Here is an 11,722-nt window from a genome sequence, read left to right on the forward strand (position 1 = left end):
CATGCGTAACGACAAGGGTAAGCACCGCCGTCCCTCGAAGGTCACCCGCATCGCCGCGCTCGCCGGCGTCGCCGGTGCGGCCATCGCCGCACCCATCCTGGGGGCCACCTCCGCCTCGGCCGCGACCACCGCCCAGTGGGACAAGGTCGCGCAGTGCGAGTCCGGCGGCAACTGGTCGATCAACACGGGCAACGGCTTCTACGGCGGCCTCCAGTTCACCAACTCCACCTGGGCCGCGTTCGGCGGTACGTCCTTCGCCTCCCGCGCCGACCTGGCCACCAAGGACCAGCAGATCCAGATAGCCGAGAAGGTCCTGGCCGGACAGGGCAAGGGCGCCTGGCCGGTCTGCGGCACGGGGCTGACCACCAGCGGCACCCCGACCCCCTCCAGCTCCACCACGCAGTCCTCGAAGCCGGCCCAGCCGGCTCAGCCCGCGAAGCCGGCCCAGCCCGCGAAGCCGGCCCAGCCCGCGAAGCCCGCCCAGCCGAAGGCGCAGCCCCGCGGCGAGGGTCAGCACGCCGCGCGCGGTGAGGCCCGCCACACGTTCAAGAAGGGCGACGGCGAGTACAAGGTCAAGTCCGGCGACACCCTCTCCAAGATCGCCGAGGCGCACCACGTCAAGGGCGGCTGGAAGAAGCTCTTCGAGCTGAACAAGGACATCGTCGAGGACGCCAACCTCATCTACCCGGGCCAGCAGCTCCACCTCGGCTGACCCCCCGCCGGGACCGTTCCCCCCAGCCCGGCGACCGCGACCTCGACATCCCCGAGGACCGCCCCGGCCGGGCGCGCCGCCCCCCACCTGAGGCGCGCCCCGCCGGGGCTTCGTCGGGCCCGGCCCCCGGGCCCGTTAGGCTCATGCCGGAGAACGACAGACCCATACGAAGGAGAACCTCGTGCCGTCCATCGACGTCGTCGTAGCTCGCGAGATCCTCGACTCGCGAGGCAACCCCACGGTCGAGGTCGAGGTCGGCCTCGACGACGGCAGCACCGGCCGTGCCGCCGTGCCCTCCGGTGCTTCCACCGGTGCCTTCGAGGCACTCGAACTCCGCGACGGCGACAAGAACCGTTACGGCGGCAAGGGTGTCGAGAAGGCCGTCCTCGCCGTCATCGAGCAGATCGGTCCGGAGCTCGTCGGCTACGACGCCACCGAGCAGCGCCTGATCGACCAGGCGATGTTCGACCTGGACGCCACCCCGGACAAGTCCTCGCTCGGCGCCAACGCCATCCTCGGCGTCTCGCTCGCCGTGGCGCACGCCGCGTCCGAGGCCTCCGACCTCCCGCTCTTCCGGTACCTCGGCGGGCCGAACGCCCACCTCCTGCCGGTCCCGATGATGAACATCCTCAACGGCGGCTCGCACGCCGACTCCAACGTGGACATCCAGGAGTTCATGATCGCGCCGATCGGCGCGGAGTCCTTCTCCGAGGCGCTGCGCTGGGGCACCGAGGTCTACCACACCCTGAAGTCCGTGCTGAAGGAGCGGGGCCTGTCCACCGGCCTCGGCGACGAGGGCGGCTTCGCCCCGAACCTGAGCTCCAACCGCGACGCCCTCGACCTGATCGTCGAGGCGATCAAGAAGGCCGGCTACCAGCCGGGCCAGGACATCGCGCTGGCGCTCGACGTGGCCGCCTCCGAGTTCTACAAGGACGGCACCTACACGTTCGAGGGCAAGGCGCGCAGCGCCGCCGAGATGACCGCGTACTACGCCGAGCTGGTCGACGCGTACCCGCTGGTCTCCATCGAGGACCCGCTGAACGAGGAGGACTGGGACGGCTGGAAGACGATCACCGACCAGCTCGGTGACAAGGTCCAGCTGGTCGGCGACGACCTGTTCGTCACCAACCCGGAGCGGCTGGCCCGCGGTATCGAGAGCGGCACCGCGAACGCGCTGCTGGTCAAGGTCAACCAGATCGGCTCGCTGACCGAGACCCTGGACGCGGTCGAGCTGGCCCAGCGCAACGGCTTCAAGTGCATGATGTCGCACCGCTCCGGCGAGACCGAGGACGTCACCATCGCCGACCTGGCCGTCGCCACCAACTGCGGCCAGATCAAGACCGGTGCCCCCGCCCGCTCCGAGCGCGTGGCCAAGTACAACCAGCTGCTGCGCATCGAGGAGATCCTCGACGACGCGGCGGTGTACGCGGGCCGCTCCGCCTTCCCGCGGTTCAAGGGCGCGGTCGTCAAGGGCTGAGCCCCGCCGAGTCTGACCGCCGTCCCCGGCCCCGGTCCCGTACCGTGGCCGGGGACGGCGTACACAGCGAAGTCATGACCGGGGAGGCGACGTGCCGGCGGATCGGGATCGGTTCTCCACCGCGACCAGGCTGAGGGCGTTCGGCGAGCACGCCGCCGCCCGCGTCTACCGCGCCCGCATCCGGCGCCGCCGCAGCCGACTCACCGGCCGGGCCGCGCTCCTCGCGCTGGTCGTCTGCTCGCTCGTGGTGGCCCTCGCCTATCCGATGCGGCAGTACATCTCGCAGCGCTCGGACATCTCCGAACAGCAGCGCCAGGCCGACAAGGAGCGCGCGGACGTCAAGAAGCTGCTGGAGCAGAAGGCCAGGCTCCAGGACCCGGCGTACATCGAGCAGCAGGCCCGCGAGCGGCTGCACTTCACGCGGCCGGGGGAGACCGGCTACAGCGTGGTCGACGGCGGCGGCGAGACCGAGCGCTCGTCCGACCAGGGCGCGGCCGACCGCCCCTGGTACAGCAACATGTGGGACAGCGTCGACAAAGCCGACAAGGCAGATAAAGCCGACCAGGCGGACGCGACGGACCACGCGGGCCGCGCCGGGCGCTGACCGAAGAAACCGGCCGCCCCGGGTGGCCGGTCCGAACCGATCGAAGAGAACTTCCGACCCATGGACACGCCTCCTCCGCAGACGGAGCCCACCGCGCCCACCGACGCGGACATCGCCGCCGTCAAGGAGCAGCTGAACCGCCTGCCGCGCGGGCTGCGCGCCGTCGCGCACCGCTGCCCCTGCGGCAACCCGGATGTCGTCGAGACCGCGCCGCGGCTCGAGGACGGCTCGCCCTTCCCGACGCTCTACTACCTGACGTGCCCGCGCGCCGCCTCGGCGATCGGCACGCTGGAGGCTGAGGGCGTGATGAAGGACATGACGGCACGGCTGGCCGCCGACCCCGGGCTGGCCGACGCCTACCGGGCGGCCCATGAGGACTATCTCGCGCGCCGCGACGCGATCGAGGTGCTGGAGGGGTTCCCGAGCGCCGGCGGCATGCCGGACCGGGTGAAGTGTCTGCATGTCCTCGTGGCCCACTCCCTCGCCGCGGGCCCCGGCGTCAACCCGCTCGGGGACGAGGCCATCGCCCTGCTGCCGAAGTGGTGGGCGAAGGGTCCGTGCGTGACGCCGTGCGGCGGGGCGGCGGACGCCGAAGAGGACGCGGGGGACAGAGCATGACCCGCGTCGCGGCCGTGGACTGCGGCACCAACTCGATCCGGCTGCTGGTGGCCGACGCCGATCCGGCCACCGGGCGGATCACCGAGCTGGACCGCCGGATGCGGATCGTCCGGCTGGGCCAGGGCGTGGACCGCACCGGGCGACTGGCCCCCGAGGCCCTGGAGCGCACCTTCGCGGCCTGCCGCGAGTACGCCGAGGTGATCGGCGGGCTCGGCGTCGAGCGGGTCCGCTTCGTCGCCACCTCCGCCTCCCGCGACGCCGAGAACCGCGAGGAGTTCGTGCGCGGGGTCGTGGCGATCCTGGGCGTGGAGCCCGAGGTGATCAGCGGCGACCAGGAGGCGGAGTTCTCCTTCACGGGCGCCACCAAGGAGCTGACCGACCGCGAGGGCTTCGCCCGGCCGTATCTGGTCGTGGACATCGGCGGCGGCTCGACGGAGTTCGTGGTCGGCGACGACCGGGTGCGGGCCGCGCGCAGCGTGGACATCGGCTGTGTGCGGATGACGGAGCGTCATCTGGTCGTGGACGGCCGGATCACCGATCCGCCGGCGGTCGGTCAGATCGCCGCCATAAGGGCCGACATCGAGCGGGCCCTGGATCTCGTCGAGGAGACGGTGCCGATCCGGGAGGCGGGAAGTCTGGTCGGGCTGGCGGGCTCGGTCACCACCGTCGCCGGCATCGCGCTGGGGCTCTCGGAGTACGACTCCTCCGCCATCCACCACTCGCGCGTCTCCCTCGGCCAGGTCCGCGAGATCACGGACAAGCTGATCGGCTCGACGCACGCCGAGCGGGCGGCGATCCCGGTGATGCACGAGGGCCGGGTGGATGTGATCGCCTCAGGGGCGCTCGTGCTGCTTACGATCATGGAGCGATGCGGGGCCCGGGAGGTCGTGGTGAGCGAGCACGACATCCTCGACGGCATCGCCTGGAGCATCGCCTGACGGGGCCCTGAGAGCCGCCCGGAGGGTGTGTGGACCCCGTGTGAGGGGGCTGTGGAGACGGGCCCGGCAAAAAGTTCGTGAAAAGCTTCACATGAAAAAATTGCCTGGTGGCCGCCGGGTGTGACGGCTGAGACTCCTTCGCGGGTGGTTTCGGCGGACGCACCCGCCCGGCGGCTCCGCCGGCGTCTGTTTCAACCGTGTGACGGCGAGGCCGCGGACCCCGGTGGTCTACTCCCGCGTTCACTCGCAAGTGCAGATCAGCGGGGCTGTCAACGCGTCGGCGACCTTGGTGGTTCCCCTCGCCGGGTATGGCGTGTGTCACGGGGGCGGCGGAGTGTAGCAGACCCCCTCAACAAGCTTGTGAAGGGGCTCACGAGGCACCCCCCTGAGGGTGCTGGATACTCGAATCATGAGCACCACGGAGCGTCCCAGGATCCTCGTTGTAGGCGGTGGGTACGTAGGCCTGTACGCGGCGCGCCGCATTCTGAAGAAGATGCGGTACGGCGAGGCGACCGTCACGGTCGTCGACCCCCGCTCGTACATGACGTACCAGCCCTTCCTCCCAGAAGCTGCGGCCGGCAGCATCTCCCCGCGCCACGTCGTGGTCCCGCTGCGGCGTGTGCTCCCCAAGGCGGAGGTCCTCACCGGCCGAGTGACGACCATCGACCAGGACCGCAAGGTCGCCAACGTCCAGCCGCTCGTCGGCGAGGCGTACGAGCTGCCCTTCGACTACCTGGTCGTCGCTCTCGGCGCGGTCTCCCGCACCTTCCCGATCCCCGGCCTCGCCGAGAACGGCATCGGCATGAAGGGCATCGAGGAGGCCATCGGCCTGCGCAACCACGTCCTCGAGCAGCTCGACAAGGCCGACTCCACGACCGACGAGGAGGTCCGCCGCAAGGCGCTGACCTTCGTCTTCGTCGGCGGTGGCTTCGCGGGTGCGGAGACCATCGGCGAGGTCGAGGACATGGCGCGCGACGCCGCCAAGTACTACACCAGCGTGAAGCGCGAGGACATGCGCTTCGTCCTGGTCGACGCCGCCGACAAGATCCTCCCCGAGGTCGGCCCGAAGCTCGGCCAGTGGGGCCTGGAGCACCTCCAGAAGCGTGGCGTCGAGGTCTACCTCGGCACCTCGATGGACTCCTGCATCGACGGCCACGTCGTGCTGAAGAACGGACTCGAGGTCGACTCCAACACGATCGTGTGGACGGCCGGCGTCAAGCCGAACCCGGCGCTCGCCCGCTTCGGCCTCCCGCTCGGCCCCCGCGGCCACGTGGACACCGCGGCGACGCTTCAGGTCCAGGGCTCCGAGTACATCTGGGCCGCGGGCGACAACGCCCAGGTGCCGGACCTCGCCGTCGGCGAGGGCGCCTGGTGCCCGCCGAACGCCCAGCACGCGCTGCGCCAGGCCAAGGTGCTCGGCGACAACGTGATCTCGGGCATGCGGGGCTTCCCGCAGCGCGAGTACAAGCACGCCAACAAGGGTGCGGTCGCGGGGCTCGGTCTGCACAAGGGCGTCGCGATGATCGTCGTCGGCAAGACCAAGATCAAGCTCAAGGGCCGGCTGGCCTGGTACATGCACCGTGGCTACCACGGCATGGCCATGCCGACCTTCAACCGCAAGATCCGGGTCGTCGCCGACTGGACGCTGGGCATGTTCCTCAAGCGCGAGGTCGTCTCCCTCGGCGCCATGGAGAACCCCCGCGAGGAGTTCTACGAGGCGGCCGCCCCGGTCTCCGCGGCAGCCGCGGCCAAGCAGGCCGAAAAGGCCAAGGCGTCCTGACGCCGGGCCGCGCCGAGCACAGCTGAACGCCGAAGGGCGTCCGCCATCCGTGGGGCGGGCGCCCTTCGGCGTTTCCCGTTTCCGGTGCCCTGGCGTCCCGGTGCGCCTGCGAGCGGATGGTCTTTGCCGATTCCACACGTGTCGGCGGGACTGCGCGGGGGACCCGTGGTGTTTACGTGGTGAGTGAATCTTCCTGACTCGCCATCACGGAGGTGTGTGACATGGCCGACGCCGCCCGGCGGCTCACCGCACTGGCCGAGGAGCTATTGGGAGCCCCGCTCCCCATCCGGATCCGCGCCTGGGACCACAGCGAGGCGGGCCCACCGCACACCCCCGTCCTCGTCCTGAGGCATCGCAGGGCGCTGCACCGGCTCCTGTGGAAACCCGGCGAGCTGGGCCTGGCCCGCGCCTGGGTGGCCGGCGACCTCGACATCGAGGGCGATCTGTACGAGGCCCTGGACCTGATGGCCGGGCTGCTGTGGGAGCGCGACCCCGCGGCTCAGCGGCAGTCGAAGGCGGCCGCGGCCCTCAAGGCGCTGCGCGATCCCGCGGTGCGCTCCGCCGCCCGCACCCTGATCGGCCTCGCCGGGCCCGCGCTGCCCCCGCCCCCGCCCCGCGAGGAGGCGCGCCGTGTGCGGCGCGGGCCGCTGCACACACTGCGCCGCGACAAGGAGGCCATCAGCCACCACTACGACGTCGGCAACGACTTCTACGAGCTGGTGCTCGGCCCGTCCATGGTCTACTCCTGCGCCTACTGGGAGCGGCCCCCCGCCGAGGGCGGCACGCTGGAGGACGCCCAGCGCGCCAAGCTCGACCTCGTCTGCCGCAAGCTGGCGCTCCGGCCCGGCCAGCGGCTGCTGGACGTCGGCTGCGGCTGGGGCTCGATGGTGCTGCACGCGGCGCGCGAGTACGGCGTGCGCGCCGTCGGCATCACGCTCTCGCAGGAGCAGGCGGCGTACGCCCGCAAGCGCGTCGCCGACGCCGGGCTCACCGACCAGGTCGAGATCCGGGTCCAGGACTACCGCGAGATCGCCGACGGTCCGTACGACGCGATCTCCTCGATCGGCATGGCCGAGCACGTCGGCTCCGCGCGCTACGCCGAGTACGCCGCCGACCTCCACGCCCTGCTGAAGCCCGGCGGCCGGCTGCTCAACCACCAGATCGCGCGGCGCCCGGAGCCCGACGAGGAGGCGTACCACGTCGACGAGTTCATCGACCGCTACGTCTTCCCCGACGGCGAGCTGGCCCCGGTCGGGCGGACCGTCGCCCAACTGGAGGAGGCGGGCTTCGAGGTGCGCGACGTGGAGGCGATCCGCGAGCACTACGCCCTCACGCTGCGCGGCTGGGTCGCCAACCTGGAGGCCCACTGGAAGCAGGCCGTCCGGCTCACCTCGCCGGGGCGGGCCCGGGTGTGGCGGCTCTACATGGCGGCGTCGGCGCTGTCCTTCGAGCGCAACCGGATCGGGGTGAACCAGGTCCTGGCGGTCCGCACTCCGGATGACGGCGCGTCCGGCATGCGGTTGCGGTCCCGCGACTGGCTGGGGTGAAACGCCCGAGCGCCGGACGGGCTCGGCCCGTCCGGCGCTCGGTGAGCGGGGTGGTGCGGGTGCCTACTCCGCCTTGATCGCCGCCAGCATGTTGAGCTTTGCCGCGCGGCGGGCCGGCCACAGCGCGGCCAGGATGCCGACGACCGCGGCCAGCACCAGGAAGACGGTCATCCGTCCCCACGGCAGCACCAGCTCATACGTGGGCAGGCCGCTCGCGATCAGCTCGCCCGCCGCCCAGCCGAAGAAGACGCCGAGGCCGATCCCGAGCACCCCGCCGAACAGCGAGATCACCAGCGACTCCAGGCGCACCATGCGCTTGATGCCGCGCCGGTCGAGACCGATGGCCCGGAGCATGCCGATCTCCTGGGACCGCTCGAACACCGACATCGCGAGGGTGTTGATGACCCCGAGCACCGCGACGATGACGGCCATGGCCAGCAGCCCGTAGAGCATGTTCAGCATCAGGGTGAAGAACTGGGCGATGCCGTTGGAGATGTCCTTCTTGTCCTGGACCTGGATCGCGGGGTTGTTGCCGAGCGCCTTCTCGATGGAGTTCTTGGTGGCCTCGGAGGCCCCGTCCTTGGTCTTCAGCATGACCTGCATATCGGTCACGGTGCGCATGTGCGGGGTGAGGGTGGCGTTGTCCAGCATGATGCCGCGGATCATCTGGTTGCCCTCGTAGACGCCCGCGACCGACAGCCGGCCCTTGCGGCCGTCCTCGTAGGTGACGGTGAAGGCCGAGCCGCGCTTCCACCCGTAGCGGTCGGCGGTCTTGTCGTCGACCACGGCCTTGTCGCCGCCGAGCCCGGCGAAGGAGCCTTCCTTGAAGTCGACTCCGACCAGGTCCTGGATGGCCTTGCCGTTGACGCCCGTCAGGTATTCGGTGTCGCCGTCGACCCGGGACGCGGAGTTGCGCAGCGGGCTGAGGGTGGTGACCTGGTCGAGCTTGCCGAGGGTGCGCTCCACGTCGGGGGACAGCGGGCGGACGCCGTCGAAGCCGCCGAGGCTGACCACGTAGTCCGACTTCAGGGCCCCGGTGGCCATGTTGTCGATGCCCTTCTGGACGCTGCCTGCGATCACGGTCATGCCTGTGATCAGCGTCAGACCCACCATCAGGGCGGAGGCCGTGGCGGCGGTACGGCGCGGGTTGCGCACCGCGTTCTGCCGGGCGAGCTTGCCGGAGATCCCGAAGGCGCGCAGCACGGGGGCGGCGGCCGCGATCAGCGGGCGGGACAGCAGCGGGGTGAGCACGAACACACCGATCACCAGGACCGCCGCGCCCAGCCCCATGGGGAGCTTGCCGTCGCTGCCCATGCGGCTTCCGGCCAGCACGCCCGCCGCGCCCGCAGCGGACAGGACGGCGCCGATGGTGTTGCGCACCACCAGACCGCGGGTGGTGGGCGCGGCGTGCACGCTGTTCATCGCGGCGACCGGCGGGATCTTCGCGGCGCGGCGGCCCGGCAGCCAGGCGGCGAGCACGGTCACCACGACGCCGACCACGAGCGAGACCGCGATGGCGGTCGGGGAGACGACCAGCGGGCCGTCCGGGACGGTGGCCCCGGTGGAGTTCAGCAGCGAGCGCAGCCCGGCGCCGATGCCGATGCCGGCGACCAGGCCGGTGACGGCGGCGACCGCGCCGACGGCGGTGGCCTCGATCAGCACCGAGCGCGTCACCTGGCGCCGGGACGCGCCGACCGCGCGCATCAGGGCCAGCTCGCGGGTGCGCTGGGCGACCAGCATGGTGAAGGTGTTGGCGATGATGAAGATGCCGACGAAGAGCGAGATCCCGGCGAAGACCAGCATGCCGGTCTGCATGCCGCTCATCTGCTGCTTGATCAGGGCGGCCTGGTCGTCGGCGAGCTGCTGACCGGTGGTGGCCTCGGCGTCCTTGGGGAGGATCTTGTCGACGCCCGACTTCAGGGTGGCCTGCGAGGTGCCCGGGGCGGCCTTCAGGTCGATCTCGTCGAACTCACCCGGCTTGGCGAACAGCCGCTGCGCGTTGGCGGTGTCGAACAGCACCAGGCTGCCGCCCGCGGCGACATTGCCGTCGTCGGTGGTGAAGACGCCGACGACCTTCTCCTGGCGCACCGGGCCGTCCACCGACAGCCGGACCGTGTCGCCCACCTTGTAGTGGCCGCGGTCGGCGGTCTTGGAGTCGAGCGCGACCTCGCCCGCGGCCTTGGGGGCGCGGCCGTCGGTCAGCGTGTAGCGGGGGTCCTTGCCGTCGGCGCCGGGGTAGTAGTTGGCGCCGGTGTTGGCGAAGCCGTTGCCCAGCAGGTCGCCGTTCTTGTCGGCGACCGCGGTGTAGCCGGAGACGGCGCCGATGGCCGAGGCGGCGCCGGGCACCTGACCGGCCTGGTCGAGCAGGCGCTGGGTCAGCCGGGGCGCGGCGCCGGGGTTTCCGGAGTCTTTGTCGGACTTGTCCGGCTGGATGGCGACGTCGACGCCCGAGAAGCCCTTCTCGGAGCTCTTCTGATAGGCGCTGGAGATGGTGTCGGTGAACACCAGGGTGCCCGAGACGAAGGCCACGCCGAGCAGGACGGCGAGTACGGTCATCATCAGCCGGGCCTTGTGCGCGAGCACGTTGCGCAAGGCGGTACGGAGCATGGTCAGTCCAACCAAGTCAAGAGGGTGGCGTGGGGCGTGGGGCGCCGGGCCCGGATCAGCTGGTGCGGCCCTTGGCGTCGAAGCGCTTCATCCGGTCCAGGACCGCGTCGGCGGTCGGGTCGTGCAGCTCGTCGACGATCCGGCCGTCGGCGAGGAAGACCACCCGATCGGCGTACGAGGCGGCGACGGGGTCGTGGGTGACCATGACCACGGTCTGGCCCAGTTCGCGTACCGAGTTGCGCAGGAAGCCGAGGACCTCGGCGCCGGAGCGCGAGTCCAGGTTGCCGGTCGGCTCGTCGGCGAAGATGATCTCGGGCTTGCCGGCCAGCGCGCGGGCCACCGCGACGCGCTGCTGCTGGCCGCCGGAGAGCTGGGCGGGGCGGTGCTTGAGCCGGTCGGACAGGCCCACGGTGTCCACCACCTGGTCCAGCCACGCCTTGTCCGCCTTGCGGCCGGCGATGTCCATCGGCAGGGTGATGTTCTCCAGCGCGTTGAGCGTGGGCAGCAGGTTGAACGCCTGGAAGATGAACCCGATCTTGTCCCGGCGCAGTTGCGTGAGCTTCTTGTCCTTGAGCGAGGTCAGCTCCACGTCACCGATGCGGGCCGAGCCGCCGGAGACCGTGTCCAGGCCCGCCATGCAGTGCATCAGGGTCGACTTGCCCGAGCCCGACGGGCCCATGATGGCGGTGAACTCGGCCTGCCGGAATTCGACGGAGACACCGTCGAGGGCGACGACCTGAGTATCGCCCTGCCCGTAGACCTTGGTGAGGTCCGTGGCGCGCGCCGCGGCGGTGGCGCGGGCGGCGGCGGCCTGGACGCCGGAGGGGGTCGTGGTCACGGTGTGGGCTCCTGTCGGGTGGTGTGGGGGAGACATCAAGGCGTTCCTCCCATGGTCACAGCACAAGGGGGACGGGGTATCAGCCCGCGCTCCGGTTTCCGTACTGGACCAGGGACGTATGCCGCGGCGCCGGGTCCTCCTTGGGTATGAGAAGAGACCGTTCCTAAAGACTGAGCGGGAGTGAGTCCTGGTGCCAGAACTCATGCTCAGCCGTGTGCCCCGAACGGTTGTGGGCGTACTGGTCGGCCGCGTTCACTCCGTACTCAGCGCCGTCGGATCGTGTCCGTGGTCCGGGGATACGGGGGCGGCTTTCCTCGCGCCCTTTGGCCCCGTGTCCGGCCTGGACGGTCCGATGCCCACACCCATCGCTCCGGTGGATGTGGGGCGGTGCCGTCCGTCGCCGGATACGGTGCCCGAGTGCGCGCCTTCCGATGGCCACGCTCGCGGCGTCGTGCCGCGTGGTGACGCGATTCTTGCCGGTCAGGGGCTTCTGCCAGTGCTGGGCACCCCGTCGGGTAGCCGGAGCGCATTGCTGCGCCCCGGCCCCCTCAGAACCGGACTGGCGAGTTGTCCCCGCATCCGGCTCAAGCAGACCGCAAGG

At 71.0% G+C, this 11,722-nt stretch carries 9 protein-coding genes and 1 pseudogene; 7 read left to right on the forward strand and 3 right to left on the reverse strand.

Annotated features, from left to right (window positions below; all coding sequences use genetic code 11):
- The first annotated feature begins 1 nt into the window (after position 1).
- The 7 genes from ABTY62_RS45700 (at position 2) to ABTY62_RS45730 (ending at position 7,676) form a co-directional block, all read left to right on the forward strand.
- Positions 2-712 (forward strand): transglycosylase family protein, encoded by a 711-nt coding sequence (locus ABTY62_RS45700; protein WP_352135313.1) that lies wholly within the window; start codon positions 2-4, stop codon positions 710-712.
- Between the two features lie 181 nt (positions 713-893).
- Entirely contained in the window at positions 894-2,189 is a 1,296-nt protein-coding gene (gene eno / locus ABTY62_RS45705) for a phosphopyruvate hydratase (RefSeq protein ID WP_352135314.1), read from the forward strand.
- Positions 2,190-2,280: 91 nt separating this feature from the next.
- Complete coding sequence (locus ABTY62_RS45710) at positions 2,281-2,793, forward strand: FtsB family cell division protein (RefSeq protein ID WP_352135315.1); 513 nt, start codon at positions 2,281-2,283, stop codon at positions 2,791-2,793.
- A gap of 60 nt (positions 2,794-2,853) precedes the next feature.
- Entirely contained in the window at positions 2,854-3,411 is a 558-nt protein-coding gene (locus ABTY62_RS45715; RefSeq protein ID WP_352135316.1) for a DUF501 domain-containing protein, read from the forward strand.
- Entirely contained in the window at positions 3,408-4,349 is a 942-nt protein-coding gene (locus tag ABTY62_RS45720) for a Ppx/GppA phosphatase family protein (protein WP_352135317.1), read from the forward strand. Before ABTY62_RS45715 ends, ABTY62_RS45720 begins: the two co-directional genes overlap by 4 nt.
- Positions 4,350-4,758: 409 nt before the next feature.
- Positions 4,759-6,129: an NAD(P)/FAD-dependent oxidoreductase gene (locus ABTY62_RS45725; RefSeq protein WP_352135318.1), complete on the forward strand. Its 1,371-nt coding sequence runs from the start codon at positions 4,759-4,761 to the stop codon at positions 6,127-6,129.
- Positions 6,130-6,350: 221 nt separating this feature from the next.
- A complete protein-coding gene (locus ABTY62_RS45730) occupies positions 6,351-7,676 on the forward strand; it encodes a class I SAM-dependent methyltransferase (RefSeq protein WP_352135319.1) in 1,326 nt (441 codons plus the stop codon).
- Between the two features lie 63 nt (positions 7,677-7,739).
- Here the strand turns inward: ABTY62_RS45730 and ABTY62_RS45735 are convergent, their stop codons facing one another.
- The 3 genes and pseudogenes from ABTY62_RS45735 to ABTY62_RS45745 all read right to left on the reverse strand — a co-directional run.
- Positions 7,740-10,283 carry an ABC transporter permease gene (locus ABTY62_RS45735; protein WP_352135324.1) on the reverse strand — a complete coding sequence of 848 codons (2,544 nt, stop codon included), beginning with the start codon at positions 10,281-10,283 and terminating at the stop codon, positions 7,740-7,742.
- Between the two features lie 55 nt (positions 10,284-10,338).
- A complete protein-coding gene (locus ABTY62_RS45740) occupies positions 10,339-11,121 on the reverse strand; it encodes an ABC transporter ATP-binding protein (RefSeq protein WP_352135320.1) in 783 nt (260 codons plus the stop codon).
- A 163-nt stretch (positions 11,122-11,284) separates the two neighbouring features.
- Positions 11,285-11,647, reverse strand: a pseudogene (locus ABTY62_RS45745) (IS200/IS605 family accessory protein TnpB-related protein); the annotation flags it as partial.
- Positions 11,648-11,722: the final 75 nt, after the last annotated feature.

The sequence above is a fragment of the Streptomyces sp. NPDC097640 genome (genome assembly GCF_040302705.1).
Lineage (GTDB): Bacteria > Actinomycetota > Actinomycetes > Streptomycetales > Streptomycetaceae > Streptomyces.

Coding starts and splice junctions, on each gene's coding strand:
- ABTY62_RS45700 (WP_352135313.1), top strand. CDS start 2: ATGCGTAACGACAAGGGTAAGCACCGCCGTCCCTCGAAGGTCACCCGC.
- ABTY62_RS45715 (WP_352135316.1), top strand. CDS start 2,854: ATGGACACGCCTCCTCCGCAGACGGAGCCCACCGCGCCCACCGACGCG.
- ABTY62_RS45720 (WP_352135317.1), top strand. CDS start 3,408: ATGACCCGCGTCGCGGCCGTGGACTGCGGCACCAACTCGATCCGGCTG.
- ABTY62_RS45725 (WP_352135318.1), top strand. CDS start 4,759: ATGAGCACCACGGAGCGTCCCAGGATCCTCGTTGTAGGCGGTGGGTAC.
- ABTY62_RS45730 (WP_352135319.1), top strand. CDS start 6,351: ATGGCCGACGCCGCCCGGCGGCTCACCGCACTGGCCGAGGAGCTATTG.
- ABTY62_RS45735 (WP_352135324.1), bottom strand. CDS start 10,283: ATGCTCCGTACCGCCTTGCGCAACGTGCTCGCGCACAAGGCCCGGCTG.